General features: G+C 40.6%; 16 protein-coding genes and 1 tRNA gene. 4 read left to right on the top strand and 13 right to left on the bottom strand.

What is annotated here, in order from left to right:
- Positions 1 to 170: 170 nt before the first annotated feature.
- A complete protein-coding gene (locus D0T60_RS16365; RefSeq protein WP_163219215.1) occupies positions 171 to 1832 on the top strand; it encodes a glycosyltransferase in 1662 nt (553 codons plus the stop codon).
- 38 nt (positions 1833 to 1870) lie between these two features.
- Positions 1871 to 4435, top strand: coding sequence for a glycosyltransferase family 1 protein (locus D0T60_RS16360; RefSeq protein ID WP_163219206.1), 2565 nt, complete (start codon positions 1871 to 1873; stop codon positions 4433 to 4435).
- Between the two features lie 64 nt (positions 4436 to 4499).
- On the opposite strand, the gene D0T60_RS16355 is transcribed toward D0T60_RS16360, so the two are convergent.
- Positions 4500 to 6161, bottom strand: a complete 1662-nt coding sequence (locus D0T60_RS16355; RefSeq protein ID WP_163219205.1) for a putative transporter — start codon at positions 6159 to 6161, stop codon at positions 4500 to 4502.
- 268 nt (positions 6162 to 6429) lie between these two features.
- Between D0T60_RS16355 and D0T60_RS16350 the strand changes: the two genes are divergently transcribed.
- Together D0T60_RS16350 and D0T60_RS16345 are read left to right on the top strand one after the other, a co-directional pair.
- Positions 6430 to 6516 (top strand) — tRNA-Ser (locus tag D0T60_RS16350).
- 292 nt (positions 6517 to 6808) lie between these two features.
- Positions 6809 to 8296, top strand: a complete 1488-nt coding sequence (locus D0T60_RS16345) for a DUF3843 family protein (RefSeq protein ID WP_163219204.1) — start codon at positions 6809 to 6811, stop codon at positions 8294 to 8296.
- Between the two features lie 260 nt (positions 8297 to 8556).
- Here the strand turns inward: D0T60_RS16345 and D0T60_RS16340 are convergent, their stop codons facing one another.
- The 12 genes from D0T60_RS16340 to D0T60_RS16285 all read right to left on the bottom strand — a co-directional run bounded on the left by D0T60_RS16340 (position 8557) and on the right by D0T60_RS16285 (position 19986).
- On the bottom strand, positions 8557 to 9996 hold the full coding sequence (locus D0T60_RS16340) for an NADH-quinone oxidoreductase subunit N (RefSeq protein ID WP_163219203.1): 1440 nt from the start codon (positions 9994 to 9996) through the stop codon (positions 8557 to 8559).
- 58 nt (positions 9997 to 10054) lie between these two features.
- Positions 10055 to 11539: a NuoM family protein gene (locus tag D0T60_RS16335; RefSeq protein ID WP_163219202.1), complete on the bottom strand. Its 1485-nt coding sequence runs from the start codon at positions 11537 to 11539 to the stop codon at positions 10055 to 10057.
- 19 nt (positions 11540 to 11558) lie between these two features.
- Entirely contained in the window at positions 11559 to 13457 is a 1899-nt protein-coding gene (gene nuoL / locus D0T60_RS16330) for an NADH-quinone oxidoreductase subunit L (protein WP_163219201.1), read from the bottom strand.
- 6 nt (positions 13458 to 13463) lie between these two features.
- Complete coding sequence (gene nuoK, locus D0T60_RS16325; RefSeq protein WP_163219200.1) at positions 13464 to 13772, bottom strand: NADH-quinone oxidoreductase subunit NuoK; 309 nt, start codon at positions 13770 to 13772, stop codon at positions 13464 to 13466.
- Positions 13773 to 13782: 10 nt separating this feature from the next.
- Positions 13783 to 14295, bottom strand: a complete 513-nt coding sequence (locus tag D0T60_RS16320; protein WP_163219199.1) for an NADH-quinone oxidoreductase subunit J — start codon at positions 14293 to 14295, stop codon at positions 13783 to 13785.
- Between the two features lie 3 nt (positions 14296 to 14298).
- Positions 14299 to 14805 carry a 4Fe-4S binding protein gene (locus D0T60_RS16315; RefSeq protein WP_163219214.1) on the bottom strand — a complete coding sequence of 169 codons (507 nt, stop codon included), beginning with the start codon at positions 14803 to 14805 and terminating at the stop codon, positions 14299 to 14301.
- Positions 14806 to 14864: 59 nt separating this feature from the next.
- Positions 14865 to 15941: an NADH-quinone oxidoreductase subunit NuoH gene (gene nuoH / locus D0T60_RS16310; RefSeq protein WP_163219198.1), complete on the bottom strand. Its 1077-nt coding sequence runs from the start codon at positions 15939 to 15941 to the stop codon at positions 14865 to 14867.
- A 77-nt stretch (positions 15942 to 16018) separates the two neighbouring features.
- On the bottom strand, positions 16019 to 17581 hold the full coding sequence (locus tag D0T60_RS16305; RefSeq protein ID WP_163219197.1) for an NADH-quinone oxidoreductase subunit D: 1563 nt from the start codon (positions 17579 to 17581) through the stop codon (positions 16019 to 16021).
- Positions 17574 to 18155 carry an NADH-quinone oxidoreductase subunit B gene (locus D0T60_RS16300; protein WP_163219196.1) on the bottom strand — a complete coding sequence of 194 codons (582 nt, stop codon included), beginning with the start codon at positions 18153 to 18155 and terminating at the stop codon, positions 17574 to 17576. Before D0T60_RS16300 ends, D0T60_RS16305 begins: the two co-directional genes overlap by 8 nt.
- On the bottom strand, positions 18146 to 18496 hold the full coding sequence (locus tag D0T60_RS16295) for an NADH-quinone oxidoreductase subunit A (RefSeq protein ID WP_163219195.1): 351 nt from the start codon (positions 18494 to 18496) through the stop codon (positions 18146 to 18148). The genes D0T60_RS16300 and D0T60_RS16295 overlap by 10 nt, the downstream gene beginning before the upstream one ends.
- Positions 18497 to 18613: 117 nt before the next feature.
- Positions 18614 to 18991 carry a hypothetical protein gene (locus tag D0T60_RS16290; RefSeq protein ID WP_163219194.1) on the bottom strand — a complete coding sequence of 126 codons (378 nt, stop codon included), beginning with the start codon at positions 18989 to 18991 and terminating at the stop codon, positions 18614 to 18616.
- Between the two features lie 233 nt (positions 18992 to 19224).
- Positions 19225 to 19986: a hypothetical protein gene (locus D0T60_RS16285; protein ID WP_163219193.1), complete on the bottom strand. Its 762-nt coding sequence runs from the start codon at positions 19984 to 19986 to the stop codon at positions 19225 to 19227.
- Between the last annotated feature and the right edge of the window lie 175 nt (positions 19987 to 20161).

Below are 20161 nucleotides of genomic sequence, written 5' to 3'. Positions count from 1 at the left end.
TTACTTATCGGTAGTTAGCATTAAAGTGACCCCAAGGAGGACTTCGGTTTACGGTCGTTGTTGATCTCAATTCATGCTCTTTTACTTATATTTTCACCATAAATCATTCTAAATCAATAATTAATGCTTATTTTTGCGGTTAATTTAAAAGAGTCTTAAAACATTATATGATTATTAAAGAGTTAATTACTCCCGATTACATCTTTGAAGCAAGCTGGGAAGTATGTAATAAAGTAGGAGGTATATATACTGTTTTGTCTACAAGGGCGAAAACGTTGCAAACAACTTTCAGAGATCGTTTGTTTTTTATCGGGCCGGATATCTGGCAGGGTAAAGAGAATCCATCATTCATAGAATCAGATCATTTATTTGCCGACTGGAAGCAACACGCTTTAGAAAAGTCGCGTTTATCGGTTAGAATAGGGCATTGGAATATTCCGGGAAGCCCAATTGTGTTTCTGGTAGACTTCCGTTCCTTCTATGAACTAAAAAATAAGATATATACACTGGCGTGGGAACACTTTCAGGTAGATTCTTTGCACGCTTATGGCGATTATGACGAAGCATCCATGTTTGCCTACGCAGCAGGTAAAGTAGTTAAGAGCTTCTACCTCTATAATTTATCGAGGAATGATAAAGTAATATTTCAGGCAAATGAATGGATGACCGGGCTGACAGCTCTTTATCTGCAAGTTAACGTGCCGGAAATAGCTTCCATATTTACCACCCATGCCACCTCTATCGGTCGCTCCATTGCCGGAAACAATAAGCCGTTGTACGACTATTTGTTTGCCTACAACGGAGATCAGATGGCGGTAGAACTAAATATGCAATCCAAACACTCTATTGAAAAGCAAACAGCTCATTACGTAGATTGTTTTACCACAGTAAGCGAAATCACCAACACAGAGTGCAAAGAACTGCTGGATAAAGAAGCAGACGTAGTGCTGATGAATGGTTTCGAAGACGATTTCGTGCCCAAAGGAGCCACCTTTACCGGGAAAAGAAAAAGAGCTCGCGCTGCCCTGCTTAATGTAGCCAACAATCTGTTGGGAACCGATTTGGATAACGATACATTGATCATAGGCACAAGCGGACGCTATGAATATAAGAATAAAGGAATCGATGTGTTTTTAGAATCTTTGAGTCGTTTAGAACACGATAAGAATTTAAAGAAGAACGTATTGGCTTTTATTAATGTTCCGGCATGGGTTTCCGAAGCGCGCGAAGACCTGAAAACTCGCCTGAAGAGTAAAGAGAAATTCACAACTCCCCTCGATGTTCCTTTTATAACACACTGGCTGCATAACATGAACGAAGACAGGGTGCTCTCTATGCTAAAGCATTTGGGAATGACGAACAGTGCCAACAGCAAAGTGAAAGTAATCTTCGTGCCTTGCTATCTGGATGGCAAAGACGGAATTATGAATAAAGAATACTACGACTTGATATTAGGGCAAGACCTCAGCGTATACCCCTCTTACTACGAACCCTGGGGATACACTCCGCTTGAGAGTGTGGCTTTCCGTGTGCCCACCATCACTACCGACTTGGCAGGCTTCGGACTATGGGTTAAAAGCCTGCATAATCAGCATGGAATAAACAGTGGGGTAGAGGTGCTTCATCGCTCGGACCACAACTATTCGGAGGTGGCCGATGCTATAAAAGAAACCATCTCCTTCTTTTCCTTGAAAACGGAAACAGAAGTCAAAGAAATAAGAAAAGGTGCAGTGGCAATAGCCGAACAGGCTTTGTGGAAGCACTTCATTCAATATTATTATGAAGCTTATGACATTGCATTGCGTAATGCAGAAAAGCGTCAATCAAATTAGGTATTAGATTAGCTATTAATTAAGTAAACTGGTTAGTTATGAAGGTTAAAGTAAGTAATGTAAACGCTCCGAACTGGAAGGAAGTAACAGTAAAGTCTACTCTTCCGGCAGAGTTAGAGAAGTTAGCTGAAATCTCTCGCAACATTTGGTGGTCATGGAACTATGAAGCCACAGAGTTGTTCAGAGACCTTGATCCCGAGCTCTGGAAAGAAACCGGACACAATCCTGTGTTTCTTCTTGAAAGCATGAGCTATGAAAAATTGGAAGCTCTTTCTAAAGATAAAGCTATCTTGAAAAGAATGAACGAAGTGTATGCTCAGTTCAGAGCTTATATGGATGTGAAACCCGATGCCCAACGCCCTTCGGTGGCATACTTCAGTATGGAGTACGGCTTGTCGAGCGTGTTGAAAATATATTCCGGTGGTTTAGGCGTATTGGCCGGCGACTATTTAAAAGAAGCGTCAGACAGTAATGTCAATCTTTGCGCCATCGGATTCTTGTATCGCTACGGCTACTTCACTCAGTCGTTGGCAATGGACGGACAGCAAATAGCTAATTACGAAGCACAAAACTTTGGACAATTACCTATTGAGAAAGTATTTGGTGAAGACGGACAACAACTCATTGTAGATGTACCTTACTTGAATTACTTTGTTCGTGCTTATGTGTGGAAAGTAAATGTAGGTCGCGTTTCCTTGTATCTGCTCGATACAGATAATGAAATGAATAGCGAATACGATCGCCCCATTACCCACCAACTTTATGGAGGCGATTGGGAAAATCGTTTGAAGCAAGAAATACTGTTAGGTATCGGTGGTATTCTTACCCTGAAAGCTTTAGGCATCACGAAAGATGTTTATCATTGCAACGAAGGCCATGCCGCATTAATCAATGTGCAACGTATTTGCGATTATGTAGCCGGAGGCTTAAACTTCGATCAGGCTATAGAGTTAGTACGTGCTTCTTCTCTTTACACAGTGCATACTCCGGTACCGGCAGGACACGATTATTTCGATGAATCCTTATTCGGTAAGTACATGAGCGGATACCCCACTCAGATGGGCATTAGCTGGGACGACTTGATGGGACTCGGCCGTAGCAATCCGGAAGATAAAGGCGAACGCTTCTGTATGTCTACATTTGCCTGCAACACGGCTCAGGAAGTAAACGGTGTGAGCTGGCTGCATGGTAAAGTATCGCAAGAAATGTTCTCGAGCATCTGGAAAGGTTATTTCCCGGAAGAAAGCCACGTGGGCTATGTTACCAACGGAGTGCACTTCCCTACTTGGAGCGCAACGGAATGGAAAGAACTTTATGCGAAGTATTTCGATGCTAAATTCATGAACGATCAGTCGAACCCCAAGATATGGGAAGCCATCTATGGTGTGCCCGATGAAGTAATCTGGAAGACCCGTCAAACCATGAAACTGAAACTGATTGATTACATCCGTAAGCAGTTCCGCGATTCATGGCTGAAGAACCAAGGCGACCCTTCGCGCATTGTTTCATTGATGGATAAAATAAATCCGAATGCCTTGTTGATAGGTTTTGGACGACGTTTTGCTACTTACAAACGCGCACACTTGCTGTTTACCGACCTCGATCGTTTGGCTAAGATTGTAAACAACCCCGATTATCCGGTGCAATTCCTGTTTACCGGAAAGGCACATCCGCACGATGGAGCCGGTCAAGGATTGATTAAGAGAATCGTAGAAATATCCCATCGTCCGGAGTTCTTGGGTAAGATAATCTTCTTAGAGAATTATGATATGCAATTGGCACGTCGCTTGGTGAGTGGGGTAGATATTTGGCTGAATACTCCGACTCGTCCTTTGGAAGCTTCGGGTACATCGGGCGAAAAGGCGCTGATGAATGGCGTGCTCAACTTCTCCGTACTTGACGGATGGTGGTTGGAAGGCTATCGCGAGAAAGCCGGATGGGCATTAACCGAAAAACGTACTTATCAGAATCAGGAATATCAAGATCAGTTGGATGCTGCAACAATATACAGCCTTCTTGAAACAGAAATCCTGCCTTTGTACTACAAACGCGAAGGAAAAGAGTATTCGCAAGAATGGGTGCAGTATGTTAAAAACTCAATTGCGCAGATTGCCCCTCACTATACCATGAAACGTCAGTTGGACGACTATTACAGTAAATTCTATACCAAACTGGCTAAACGTTTCGCTCTATTGTCTGCCAATGACAATGCAAAAGCAAAGGAAATAGCAGCATGGAAAGAAGAGGTAGTAGCGAAATGGGATTCTATCGAAGTAGTTTCTTTCGAGAAAACAGAAGAACTCATTAATGGCTCTATCGAAAGCGGTAAAGAATACACCATTACGTATGTAATAGACGAAAAAGGACTGAACGATGCTATTGGTATCGAACTTGTTACTACCTATACCAATGCGGAAGGCAAGCAACACGTATATTCGGTTGAACCTTTTGAAGTGGTGAAGAAGGAAGGCGATTTGTATACCTTCCAGGTAAAACACAGCTTGTCAAATGCCGGTAGCTTTAAAGTAGCTTACCGTATGTTCCCTAAAAATTCGGATCTACCGCACCGTCAGGACTTCTGCTATGTGCGTTGGTTTAATTGATAAACGAACTTAGAATAAATAATAAAGCCTCTTTACCCTTTCGGGGGATGAAGAGGCTTTACTTTTATAACAAAAACATCAGTACCACCTGTGCTATAATTACTCGCAAGAACATACTTAGCGGATAAACAGTGGCGTAGGCTACTGATGGATTATCTCCGGGAATAGTTTCATTGGCATAATTCAGTGCCATAGGGTTTGCCATGCTTCCACAAATCATTCCTGCTACACTGCCAAAGTCTATCTTCATGATTTTTAAAGCTATGATACCTACTATTAATATAGGTATAATGGTTAAACCGAATCCGATGCTGACCCACAATAACCCTTCCGGGCGGAATACGGTATCGAAGAAATCGCCCCCGGTACTTAGGCCGAGGCACGCCAGAAACATGGATAACCCTAAAGCCCTAAGCATTAAATTGGCGCTTCGGGTGGTATAGGTAATCATGTGCAAACGTGGACCGAAAGTACCAATAAGTATACCCACTATAATAGGTCCACCTGCCAAACCTAATTTCACGGGAGCACTAATGCCCGGAAAAGACAAAGGTATTGCACCAATAGCCAACCCCAGAACCATACCGATGAATACAGCCACCAGATTGGGCTCTTCTAAGTTTACGACAACATTGCCAAGCACCTTCTCAACGTTCTCGATAGCGGCCTTTTCTCCAACCACGGTTAGCCTGTCTCCAAACTGAAGCGTTAGTTCCGGAGTAGCCAATAGCTCTACTCCGGAGCGGTAAACCCGGCTGATGTTGATTCCATAGGCGTTGCGCAAACGCAGTGCTCCGAGTTTCTTTCCATTTAGTTCGTGGCGTGTAATAACAATGCGGCGAGATACTAACTGGCTGTCTATGGCATTCCAGTCTATATCTTCTTTATTCCAATCGATGTCTTCTTGTTCGCCAAGTAAAACGGTCAGGTTCTTTACGTGCTTTTCGGAGGTGATGATAAGCAGCCTGTCTCCTTCTTTAATAATGGTATCGGAGGTGGGAATAGATACTTTACCATCTCTCCACAGTCGCGAGATTATAAATTTGAAGTGACTGAATGAAGCAACATCCTTTATGCTCTTATTAAAGATAGCCGGGTTGTGTGCCTGAAAGGCTCCAATATAGGGCTTGTTGATTTCGTCTTTCTTCTTAATCATCAAATCCTTGTTTCTCACAAAGAATTTACGGATTATGATGACTGCCAGAATAACTCCCAACACCCCCAACGGATAGGTCACGGCACAAGCCAAAGCCGGTTTGCCCTCGCTTACACCCATTTGCACAAGCGTTTGCTGTGCTGCTCCCAGAGCCGGAGTGTTGGTGGTGGCTCCGCAGAGAAGCCCTACCATATCGGGCAGGGAGATGTTGGTAAGGTAACTGCCGGCTATAGTAAGCATGGTTCCCGTTAACACCACGGCAATGGCAAGGCTGTTGAGCGTAACTCCTTCTTTGCGGAAAGAGCTAAAAAAACCCGGCCCCACCTGCAATCCAAGGGCATATACAAAGATTACTAACCCGAAGTTCTCGACGAAATGCAGCATCTGTGGGTCTATCGTTATGCCAAAATGCCCGACAATGATGCCGGCAAAGAAAACAAAAGTTACCCCAAGGGAGATTCCAAACACATGGATTTTCCCAAAAACAAGTCCAACGCCGCAAATCAAAGATAATACAACGATTGCCTGTAGCGCCGAATGCTCTATAAATAAACTATTTAGCCACTCCATATTAAGAGATTGGTTAGTGAATCAAAATTTAGGATGCAAATGTACATGATAAAATCCGTTTAGAAGCGAGTCGAATAAAAATAATTATAGAGCATAGAGGCACAAAGGCGCAAAGATAAAACTCTGTGTCTTTGCATCTCTGTGTTCAGTTTAGTTGTAAAGGACGTATAAGTATATATGTTTATTGAAAAAATCTTCTTTAAAGATTTGCGTAGTTCAAAAGTTCGCTCTATATTTGCATCCGCATTCGAGAGTGAGTGTACTCAAAGGAAGTTTGGGTGAGTGGCTGAAACCAGCAGTTTGCTAAACTGCCGAACGGGTAACTGTTCCGGGGGTTCGAATCCCCCAGCTTCCGCAAACAAGTGATCATAAAAACGAAAACCATTCAATTTAATTATTGAGTGGTTTTTTTATTGAGTAGTAACAAACATAGATATAACCCAAATAATCCAATCAATTTCATTTTACAAGTTTACTGAATGTTTTTTATTTGTTTCTATCTTTTCCAGAGGGATTATTCTATATTTCCTTTATTTTAGTTGAATTTTCTTTGAAAATCGTTCGAATGTGAGATGAATTATTGTAAATTTGTTCTCCGTTCATTTTTTTATAATAAGAAGCATTAAGTAGCTAAAGCCTATATTACAATGAAGAAAACTAAAATTTACCCAATTGAGTGGCTTAAATACCATCCGTATAAAGTCATCGGATCTGTAGACACCTATTATACCAAAGTAGCCAATGTGATTTATGATACTTTGTTAATCCATCCGCAACTGGATACCAATTATAATTTGTCTTCAGATAATTTAATTCGTTTAAGCTGTTGTTTAGCAGCTTGGTTTGAAGATGTTATTTCTCAAACAGGTATTTGGCGCTCTTTTACCGCCGAATGTAATAAGAGAGATGGAAAATTTTTGCCATTTAACGTAAATGGAAATAATTATTTTGATGACGAGATAAACGTAGAGGATGTCAGGTTTATTATATGGTATCATCTTCAACAAATAAATGCAGAGAATTTAGTGAACCCTGAAGATGATTTGATTGTGGCTGCCGCAGCCGAAATTTATAATTATCTGGATGGAGAGTACGAGCATGCTCCGGAAAATGAGAAGATGCAGCAGCTTTTTTCTAACGAAACAAAATATGATACCTTCGAAGAATATAAAACTTTGTTGGACTGGTTTCATTATTCCTGCTATTTGAATACTTTCAACCAAGAGGTACTTGCAGAAAAATTAGATGATGACATTTTCGGTTTTGATATTGATGATGAACCGGATGAAAGCGAAGGCTTGCGAGTAGAACAAAGCTTTTTGAATAAGAATAATCTGCTTGCCATAGACTCTCCTGTATGGCTCAGTCTGATTTTTAAAGAAGATCACCCTAATTATGAAGCATTTGTTAAAGTTAAAAATCGGGGTTATTCTTACTATTTGGTTATAGACGAAGATAATGAGTTTGTATATGTAATAGATCAAGGTTCGAAAGAAAAACTACGTATAGCCAAAAGTTCATTTACTTATTTGCCCCAACTTGCTCCCGGATTTACTGTTATTGATACTTTTTTAGCTTTTTATAATAATGAATGGAATTTGTTGGGAAGTTATGATTTCAGCATTTTAGGCGATTACTCGGAAGATGATTTGCTTACAGAAGATATTATTCAAAGAGAAACAGCTGAGTGTATAAGAAAATATGAACTCTTTCTGAAAATTACAAATGGGAAGCGGATCGTTTACTTTGAAACGCGTGCTGATGTTATGAAGTTCCTGGAGGAAAATCTGGAAGAGGAAGATCGCTGGGGAATATATCTTTCTGAAGACGCCATTGGTCCTTTTTATATGGCGGCTGATCCCGAAATAGGATTTGCAGTATTTAATAAGGGAATAGCATGTATTAAAGATGTTGATAATCCTTTTTATGATCAGGAAGTAGCAGATAGAGAAGCCATAAATTTCTTTGTTAAACCAGGATTCATTCCGGCAAGAATAACATGTTATCTGCAAGATCAAGGCATGCTTCCGGATGCCTGCTATAATAGTGAAGGATTAACAGAAGAAAGAGGACGTATTATTGTACAGGAAAACTGGAAGTTCTTATTGACATATTTCCTAAAGGCGAACCTTTAGGGAATATATTCTTAAAAAACAGATTTGCAAAAGCATATACTTTAATCATCTAAGGGTATATTACTATAGGGCACTTAAATGTGCACCTTCAGGGTGCTTAAGTGTATACCTTTAGGGTATTTAGGTGTATACCTAAAGGGTGCTTAAGTATATACTTTTGCAACCATTAGGTGTACACTTAAGCGACCATTAGGTATATACCTTTGCAACCATTAGGTGTACTCTTGAATTGTGTTTTTAAATCTTTGATAATCAGTTTGTTATATCCCAAAGCTATAGTTATCTATTGCCTGAAATACAAACCCTGCCAGCCCAAGTAGTATAACTCCTATCATACAGATGGCCAACCCTGCCCGACTATAATTATCGCTTCTGAAAGATAAAACCGGAGTTTCACTCTTATTGATATACATTGCCTTAACAATCAGCAAGTAATAATAAAGAGAAATTACCGTATTTACCAAAGCGATGAATACAAGCAAATGAAATCCGGCTTCGAATGCAGCCATAAAAATGAAAAACTTACTGAAGAATCCCGCAAAAGGAGGAATCCCTGCCAATGAGAATAGCGAAAGAGTCATCAGGAAAGATAATTTCGGATTGGTTCGGTACAAGCCGTTGTAATCATTCAGGTTTACTTTACCGCTTTCTTCCTCGATAACGGCAATCACTAAGAATACTGCCAGAGTGGCTGCTGCATAAACAAGGATATAGTAAATAAGTGCGGATGTACCCATAACGTTTCCACCAATAATACCCAGCATAACATACCCTGCTTGCGAAACAGAAGAGAATGCCATGAAGCGTTTCAGGTTTTGCTGACGAATTGCAAACAGGTTTCCTAAAGTAATGGTAATAATAGTAATCCAAAAAAGAATGGTTTGCCATTGTTCAATCATAGGAGCAAATACCTTAAACAAGATAATCAACAGAGAAAAGGCAGCAGCTCCTTTGGAAATGGTGCTTAGATAACTCGTCACAACTGTTGGCGAACCTTCGTATACATCCGCAGTCCACAGGTGGAATGGAACAAGGGATAATTTGAAAGCCATTCCGGCAAAGAAAAGAACCAATGCCAGAACCTGCAGAGAACTTCCCGTCAGTTGGGCAGCAATATCATCAAAATAAAGTGTTCCGGTAGTGCCGTAAAGGAAGGAAAGTCCATATAATAATATACCACTGGAAAACAAGGCCATTAGTATATATTTAGCACCGGCTTCGGCCGAATGATGACGATATTTATTGAAAGCTACCATAGCAGCTAAAGGAATGGAAGCGGTTTCAAGTCCGATAAAGAATAATAGGAAATGACCGGCGGAGGTCATCAGGTACATTCCTAACAAGGTACATAGAGTGAGTATATAAAACTCTCCTTGTTTGAACTTAGTATCTTCGCGAGCCAGCCAGCGATGTGCCATTAAAAAGACAACGAGCGTTCCTACATTTAATATATTCTTTAATATGCTCATCATGGGAATGTAATGATACATACCACCGAAAGCCTCGGCAGCCTCGCCGGGAACAAAGTTTATGGCTGTGTGTACAGCCATCAGTAAAACCGGAAATATGGTGTTAAGTTTGGCTTTACCATCTTTCTTATGGGCATCTGGGCTCATAAATAAGTCGGCCACAAAAAGAATAAAGATAACAACTATCAGCGATAGCTCTTCTTTCATTATAAGAAACTGTGAATAATCCATGGAGATATTCTGTATTTACGATTTAACGATTTACTATTTACGATTGAAGTTACTCATGTTATTTAATAAAATGAGAAACCATGGGTAATACGCTTTCACTAATCATATTACTGATCCAAAGAGGGGCTAACCCTAATCCGGCTACACAGGCAATCAGACAGATCACTGTAAAGCGTTCGTCCCAAGTGGCATCTGTTAGTTTCAGGTGTTCCTGATTGGTAGGGGTACCGTATAAAATCTTTCCTACTAAGCGAAGAATATATACGGCAGTGATTACGATAGAAGTGGTAGCAATGATAGTGAGTGTGCGGTGAAACACGTCTGTGTGTTGGAAAGAGCCTACAAAAATAGTCATCTCTGCAACGAATCCGCTTAATCCGGGTAATCCCAGATTCGCTAATCCCGCTATCACATAACAAACGCTCAGGAAAGGCATAATTTTCATTAGGCCACTCAGCTCCCGGATATCCCGTGTATGGGTACGTCCGTAAATCATACCGATGAGGGCAAAGAAAAGAGCCGTCATAAGTCCGTGACTTAGCATCTGGAGTACTGCTCCGGTAGTTGCTGTTTGATTCAGCATCAAGATGGCAAAAAGAACCAAACCACAGTGACTTACAGAAGAATAGGCATTGATATATTTCAAATCTGTTTGTACACATGCACTAAATGCACCGTATACAACACTGATTCCGGTAAGTATTAAGAAAATCCAACTTAATTCATTGGCTGCTTCGGGCATCAGATAAATGGCAATACGGAAACAACCGTAGCCTCCCAACTTCATCAATACACCGGCATGGAGCATGGATACGGCTGTTGGAGCAGAAGCATGACCATCGGGACTCCATGTGTGGAATGGAAATAAAGCGCCCAATACACCAAAACCGATAAAGATCAACGGGAACCAAATACATTGCTGGCTGAAAGACATCGTATGCAACTGAGCAATTTCCAAAATGTTCATAGTAGTAGCACCACTTCCATAATATATACCCAGTATGCCTATCAATAGGAAAGCAGAGCCTCCCATTAACATGAGGGTAAGTTTCATGGCTGCGTATTCTTTTCGTCCGCTTCCCCAAACACCAATTAACAAGTACATGGGTATAAGTGCTATTTCGTAGAACATAAACATGGTAAACAGATCAACACTGATAAAAAAGCCAAATACCCCGATACTTAATAATGTGTACCACAAGAAATATTCTTTGGGTTGCTCTTTCATTTGCCAGGAGGCGAATGTGCCTGTAAACACAATGATGGCAGATAATAATAACATGGCAACCGAGATCCCGTCTACACCTACAGAGTAATAGATGTTTAGAGGAGCATACCATAGCATTTTAGCAGTGAACAGCATCTCGGCTGTATTTTCGGATGAGCGTTCTCCTAAATAAAGAACAGTTAGTGCAATGGCTAAGATCATCAGGGCACTGCTTCCGGCTACCATTACTCCACGAATGGCATTGATGCCTTTTGATACCCAGAGTGCAACGAGCATCAATAACGGAATGAATATAAATAAGGATAAGAAGTTCATATTTTCTATCTACTGACTACTAAATTCTAACTACTAATAATAATATCACCAATGCCAACGCACCACATAAAAATACAATAGCATACTGCTGTATTCTTCCGCTTTGGAACCCTTTTATACCTTGACTAACACCTTGTGTGCCCCAGGCAAGGAAATTGAAGAATCCATCTATCACATGGCGGTCGAACCAGGCAATAGGGCGGGAGATACATCCGAATATGATTTTATGTGTAATGAATTGGTAAATCTCATCTATATAGAATCTTCTGAAAGCTGCTCTGTGTAAGCCGGAGAAGCGTTTCTCTAACATATCGGCTACAGGTTGGGTAGGACGAATATACATCCAGGTTGCCAACCCAATAGCAAGAACGGCTATAGCTACACTTGTAATCGCTACTTGTTTATCTAAATGAATAGAATACGCCTGGCCGTTACTGCTTATAAACTCTCCGAATGGAATAAATCCGGCTACACAAGTAACCAACGCCAGGAATACAAGAGGAAGTGTCATTGTTAAAGGACTCTCATGCGGCGTATGTTTCGCGTAAGCCTCTTTATTCTCTTTGCCCCAGAAAATATTATAATATAAACGGAACATATAGAAAGCAGTCATAGCCGCAATCCCTGTCATTACCCAACCCATTACCGGACTGTAAGAGAAACAGGCTACCAGAATTTCATCTTTAGAGAAGAATCCCGAGAAGATAGGAATACCTGCAATAGCCAAACAAGCAATCAGGAAAGTATAATGTGTAAATGGCATGTATTTGCGGAGGCTACCCATATCACTCATTTCATTGCTATGAACGGCATGAATGATGCTTCCTGCACCTAAAAATAACAGTGCCTTGAACATGGCATGTGTAAATAGATGGAACATAGAAGCCATGTATCCTAATCCTCCTGAGTGCGGATCGTTACTTGTACATACTCCCAGCGAAACCATCATAAACCCTATCTGCGAGATAGTAGAAAAGGCCAGAACTCGTTTAATGTCGGTCTGCACACAAGCAATGGTTGCTGCAAAAAAGGCAGTGAATGCACCTACCCACCCTATAATCTCAAGTATATTGGGGGCATAGTCTATAAACAATGGGAATAAACGGGCAACCAAATATACACCCGCAACCACCATGGTAGCTGCATGGATAAGTGCACTGACCGGAGTAGGGCCTTCCATAGCATCGGGCAACCATATATGTAATGGGAACATGGCACTTTTACCCGCACCTCCTATAAACATTAATCCCAGAGATAAAGGTAGCATTGCGATGGCACTTCCTGTTAAAGTCATGGCTTCGGTCGAGAAACTGAATGTGCCCAGGTAATAACCATAAATCAGGATACCTATCAGGAAGCCTAAGTCTGCAAAACGGGTCACAATAAAAGCTTTCTTGGAAGCCGCTACCGCAGCAGGTTTCGTATAATAAAAACCAATAAGCAAATAAGAGCTAACCCCTACTAATTCCCAAAACAAATACATCTGGAAAATATTGGTTGCTACCACCAGCCCTAACATCGACATAGTGAAAAGACTCAAATAAGCATAATAACGCTGAAAACCACGTTCACCTTTCATATATCCCAATGAGTAGATATGTACCATGAAGGATACAGTGGAAATAACAATCAGCATCATTACCGAGATAGGATCAAGCAAGATTCCTAAATCGAAATGCAAGGTATCAGTGAATTTTAACCAGACTTCATTGTAAGGCATCAGTTTAGTAAATGTACCATCTGCCAAACGAGGCATGGTAAAATATTGCCAGGCAGTGATGTAGCTTAATATAGTAACTAAACCTAAGCTGATACTTCCTATCAATCCTGCAATGGCAGGCTTTATCCATTTTCCTCCCAATCCAAGAACCAGGAATGAGAGAAGCGGAAAGAGTAATATCAATATTGTAAATTCCATACGTCTTTAGTGTTTTAAATCTTCCAGATGTCTTACTTGTATACTACGAATATTCCGGTATATATTAATCATTATAGCGATGGCAACTGCTGTTTCTGCTGCCGAAATTGCAATAGAAAACAAAGCAAAGAAATGTCCTTCCAAACCATCCGGAAATAGAAAACGGTTAAATACGGCAAAGTTTATATCGGTTGCATTCAGTATCAACTCAACGGAAATTAAGATGGCCAATGTATTACGACGAGTAAAGAAGCCGTAAACGCCTGCGAAAAACATAATGGCCGAAACTATCAGAAAATATTCTATTTGTATCATAATCGTTTGTTTATCGTTTACGGGCAATGAGTAATCCGCCTACTATACAAGCCAGTAATAGGATACTTACTGCTTCAAAAGGTATTACATAACCGTATTTATCGCCACTGAGCAAGGTATGCCCGATGGTTTTCATATCAATTTCTACAGGTACTATGTTCTTGGTAGTTATAAACTGATGTTTTAATACAATGAACAATACAATGGCTGCTCCGGCAACGGAAGCTCCCAGTCCGGCCAGGAATTTGCTTCGTTTCAACTTTTCTGCGTAGTCGTTCTCTCCCGAAGTTAACAGGATGGAGAATACATAAAGCACTACAATACCTCCGGCATATACCATGATTTGTACAGAGCCGAGAAAGGTATATCCCAGCAAAAAGTAGAACCCGGCAGTAGCAAATAGTACAAATAGCAGATAAGTAGCCGATCGTACTATACGTTTGGTAGTAACTGTCATTATTGAGAATACTGCAATGAATACAGACAGTATCAGAAACACAATTATTTCAAGAGTCTCTCCCATATCTTATTTCTTTTCAATTACTTTACTTCCTTCATGATTCAATGTCATTAATAGCTTTTTCCGGTTGAATACCGCATGCTCAAATTGTTGATCGAACGTGATGGCATCGTGCGGACAGGCATTCACACATAGCTGGCAAAACATACATGCTCCCAAATCATAATGATATGTTTTGAGTATTTTCTTTTTCTTGCCTTCTTCCGTTTCAATCATCTCACTGATTATTTCAATGGTATCATTGGGGCAAGACAACTGGCATAAACCGCATGCAACGCAACGATGTTCATTTTGCTCATTGTGAGGCATGGTTAATGTGCCGCGAAAGCGTTCGGGCAAAACCAATGTTTTACGATTTTCAGGGTATTGTTCAGTAGTCTTGGCACGGAAGAAAACAGTCATGGTGGTTTTCATTCCCGTAAGCAGGGAACCGATTCCATGAATTAATCCACCGAAATAGCCTGAGGCAACGTGCTGTTGCGAGGTTTCCGACTTTATATCTTTATTTTCCATTTTTCTCTTCTTCATTTTTCTTTTAATCCGCATGGAAGCTTGGCAGCGGCACCTTGCCGTTAGAAGTGTAATCCGAAGACTACAATTAATACCATAATTACTAAATTCACCATACTAATGGGTACCAGATATTTCCATTCCAGCTTTAAGATCTGGTCAATGCGTAAACGAGGGAAAGTCCACTTTACCCACATTAATAGAAATACTACAAAGAATGCTTTCCCAAAGAACCAGATAAATCCGGGGATATAATCCATGATGGCATTGAAGCCATCTAACCCGGAGATATGCAGAGGCATCCAGCCACCCAGAAAAATGGTAGCAGCTACAGCCGCGATAATAAACAAGTTCAGGTACTCAGCCAGATAAAAGAAGCCGAAGTGCATACCTGAATATTCGGTGTGATATCCCGCAGTAAGTTCACTTTCCGCTTCGGGCAAGTCGAAAGGCCCACGGTTTGTCTCCGCATTACCCGCAATCAGATAAATGATAAAGGCGATAACCGCAGGGATGTGTGCCCTGAATATATACCATCCGGCAGACTGCCCCTCTACTATTTCAGAAAGCTGCATGGTTCCCATAAAAACAACCATGGTAAGAATTGATAATCCGGCAGACAGTTCATAGCTGATAATCTGAGCACCACTTCTCATGGCTCCAATTAAGGAGAACTTATTATTACTACCCCAACCGGCCAGTAGAATTCCCACTACTCCGATGGAAGAGGCAGCCAACAGGAAGAATATACCTACATTAAAGTCAATCACCTCCAGTCCTTTACTTATAGGTATACAGGAGAATGCCAATATTGAGGCAATGATTACCATAAAAGGAGCCAGCTCATACAGGAACTTATCAGAATGCTTTAATGAAATAATTTCCTTGATCAGCATTTTGATAACGTCGGCAAATACTTGGAAGATTCCCCATTTACCTACACGCATCGGCCCTAAGCGGCATTGGAAGGAAGCACAGACTTTGCGCTCCATATAGATAAGAATGATGGCTAAGATGGCATACATTAAAATGATGCACAGCCCAACAAGCACACATTCAATGAGTGTAGCCCATCCTTCGGGCATCACTGAAGTGAGCATATTGTGTATCCAACTTGTTACTACACTAAAATCGAACATCTTTATATTTACGATTTAAATATTTACTATTTACGATTTAAATTACTCTGTTATTTACAATTTGACTGTAAATCGCCTCATCTATCAATGTCGGGTACTACATAATCCAATGTACCTCCAATAGCGATCAGGTCGGCAATTTTCCCTCCTAAAGCGATGGTGCCTACGGTTGATACCAACGGCAAACCGGTGCTTCTGAATTTTAAGCGATAAGGAGTTTTTTCTCCTCTGCTTTCCAGATATACGCCGAATTCTCCGCGACTACCTTCTACGGCTGTATAATAATTGCCTTCCGGTACTCGTATAATGGGTTTCATCTTTTCCTGATAATTCCCTTCGGGTATATTGTCAATCAGTTGTTCGATGATGTTCATGGACTCCATAATTTCGTCCATACGCACCATGTATCGGGCAAAGCAATCTCCTTCTGTATATATAATTTCTTTAAAATCTACTTTGTCATACATGGCATAAGGAATACGCTTTCTTACATCGCAAGCCCATCCGGATGCGCGTCCTGTTCCGCCGGTAGCTCCAAAGCTGATGGCATCTTCGCGTGTAAGGGCTCCCACGCCTTTCATACGTTGTTGAGCAATGATGTTACCGGTGAAAATATCATGATATTCATGAATGATGCCACGCATGTAAGGAATGAATTCTTTAACACGGCGAACGAAATCCGGATGAATATCGGCCTGAACCCCACCAATGGTATTGTAGTTCATGATAAGTCTTCCACCACAGGTTTCCTCAAAAATATCCAGTATTTTCTCCCTGTCACGGAATCCGTAGAAGAAAGCAGTTAATCCTCCTAAGTCCATACATAAAGCAGAGTAAAATAAGAGGTGAGAGTCAATACGCTGCAACTCGTCCATAATAGTACGGATGTATTGAACACGTTCTGAAACTTCAACGCCCATTGCCTTTTCAATGCACATACATAAAGCATGGCGGTTTTGGTGAGCTCCTAAGTAGTCCAAACGATCGGTCAGAGCAAGGATCTGAGGGTAGGTGAGAGACTCACTCATCTTTTCAATTCCCCGGTGTATGTATCCACAGTTTACATCCAACTTTTTGATGTTTTCTCCTTCCAAAGATACCCGGAAGCGAAGTACACCATGAGTTGCAGGGTGTTGAGGCCCAATGTTTACAACGTATTCGCGGTCGTCGAAGATTACATTTTCTATGTCTTTGATGGTACCGTCAGGATTTAATTCTAATTCCTGAGTAGTATCCAGCGTTATTTCATTAGACATTCTCAGTGGGTTGCGCTCATCCAACGGATTGTCATCTTTCCGAAATGGATAGCCCACCCAGTCATTACGAAGATATAATCTGCGAAGGTCGGGATGGTTAATAAATAGAATACCAAAGAAATCATATACTTCCCGTTCATTCAGTTCCGCTGCTTTCCAGATATCACAAACAGAGGGAAGTTCGGGGCTTTCTCTATCTGTGGTAGATGTTTTTACAACCATTCTTTCTCCGGTTACGGATGATTCCAAATGATAAATTACTCCCAAAGAATCTCCCCAATCCATTCCGGTGAGACTTTCGAGGAAGTCCATTTGTTTATCTTTGCGTAGCTCCCACATTCTTTCGTGTAGCTCTTCGGGCATTATCTCGATAATATCACTCATGCTTTTTCTGTTTTCTGTTTACGCCTCCAAAGAATTTCTCTGCTTTTACTTTCCTTTGTAATTGCATCATGCCATATAAAAATGCTTCCGGTCGGGGAGGACACCCGGGAATGTACACATCTACGGGGAGAATTTCGTCGACTCCATTTACCACATGATAAGACTTTTTAAACGGACCGCCACTCACTGCGCAACCGCCTACTGCCACCACATATTTGGGGTCTGCCATCTGATCATAAAGACGTTTTAATACCGGCGCCATTTTATGGGTAATGGTACCGCAAACCATAATCATATCTGCCTGGCGCGGACTGGCACGGGCTACTTCGAACCCAAACCTGGCCATATCATAACGAGCGGCACCCAACGACATGAACTCGATACCGCAACAGCTTGTTGCAAATGTGAGTGGCCAAAGCGAATTGCTGCGTCCCCAGTTGATGACGTCATCAAGAACGCCCACAAATACGTTTGTTCCACCTGCATTAAGTTCGCGAACCATTGCTTCCAATGATTCATTGTCTTTGAATTCCTTATATGGAATTGATTTTATTTTGGGTTTCTTTACTTCCATTCCAATGCTCCTTTCCTCCAGGCATAAGCCAAGCCCAGAATAAGAATGATGAAGAAAAATGCAATACTGATGAGGCCGGCAGTTCCCAGCTCTCCGGCAATTACTGCCCACGGAAAGAGGAATACGGTTTCCACATCGAACATCAAAAATAAGATGGCAAACAGGTAATAACCCACGCGAAATTGCATCCAGCTTTTACCTCTGGTAGGTATACCGCACTCGTATGCCTCCATCTTTTGTGGATTGTAGGAGCGGGGAGAAATAAGTTTGGCTATAATAATAGCCGCTGCAACAAGTGTAATAGCCGTCAGGAGAGAGACGACCAGAAGTGTAAAGTTCATAATTTGAGTATGACTGTTTATGATATTATTAGCAAAAACAAAGAGCTATACAATTTCTTATGTAGAGTTGTATAAACTACTAATGTAATAATGCCTAAAATGTTTAGGGAGAAAAGGCTAAACGACTATTTTCCTCAGTCCGAATACATAATAAGAGTTTGGATCTGAGGAGTAAATAATGGATATGCCAGAGCGTTTTTTTCTAAATGAATCTTGCTCCGAGTTCGACTTTCCAAATGTGTTGGTTGCACGTAGAACATATTTAGCACTCGGAACATCTTGCGATGTATTATGAGCAAGGTCGCAGGACATGTTCGGACAGTGGTTATAGAAGTTATTGATAGCTTGCCGGGTGGTTTGTGCCTGGTAGGCTATGAACTGTTGTTCGCAAGTGGTAGAGTGCTCGTTTACGTGCATGTTCCATGTTTCTGCTGCCTCCACATGGAGGCAGATAAGTAAGAATACCAGAATGCTATATTTGAAAAAGAATTTCATGACCACTTAAATTTCGGGCGCAAAGATAGGGCTTATTTTTTTCAATATTGCAATCTCTATATTACAAAATTAATTGTTTAGAGTGGTTTTAACGTTGTACCTCCAACTACATAAAATACTAATATGCTGAAACCTAATGAAACAAATCAAAACAAAACATCTGATAAATCATGTCATTTTCCCTATGCTATACTTTTTATTAGAAGAATGTCCATTGTTTGAAAGTCAGTTTATTAATACCAGATAATATTTTCTCTGCGATAAATAAAGACCCGTTCTTCAACTCCTTCAGTTAGATTTCTTAGCCAATATACTGCATTTGAAGGCACATTATGAAAATGAATACACTCATTGGTTGCTTCTTGGACTTCAACCGAAACCCAGCCATTATCGTAGTAGAGAAGTTCATAGGTATGTCCCGGGAAAATATTGTTGGCATCGGTTCTTGGGATATATCTCATCCGGTCAATTTCCACTGAATCTCCCAAATCCAATCCATACCATACTTCTCCTTTGGCAAATGTCAGAACATCATTATCAAACGCATTTTTAATACTTTCATTTTCACCATTTCCTTTAATCAAATTTCCTGTGAGTTTATTTCCCTCCTTATTGAAAAATTCAATCTCTCCTATAGCAGCAATCCGGCTATCACTAATAATTCTCCAGTATCTGTATTTTTTATTTTTATCTGGAATATTTATTGTGGTATATCCTAAAGTCGGATTAACTTTAGTCGAAGAATAGATGATGTCTATATCTCTGAAATCAGGAAATTGGGATGCTTCAAAACGATAGTCTTTGGAAAATTTATTCCAATTTAATTTAGTCGTTGATATAGGATATTTGCGAACAAAACGCATTGATATCCGGTTGTTTAAGTCCGGTTCAAAAAAAGTCTTTTTTCCATCAAATCCTAATAAAAAAGGAAAGCGCGACGACACTTGGTCACTTTCTATATAGTAAACTGGTAAATAGATTATTCCGACTTGCATATTCTCAAATATCGCCCGTTCTTGTTTAACTTTACTCCAGGCAATCGGCTTCCATTCCTTTGTGTTAAATACTGAGAACCTGAGTTCGGGATAAGAAAAGTTTAAAAAGAATGGGTAATCTCCGTTTTATTTATTATCTTTATGGTTGACAATCAATCAGTTAACAAATAAACAC

Source organism: Bacteroides sp. 224 (assembly GCF_010500995.1).
In the GTDB taxonomy this organism is placed as follows: domain Bacteria; phylum Bacteroidota; class Bacteroidia; order Bacteroidales; family Bacteroidaceae; genus Bacteroides.
This window is presented reverse-complemented; position numbering and strand designations above follow the sequence as displayed.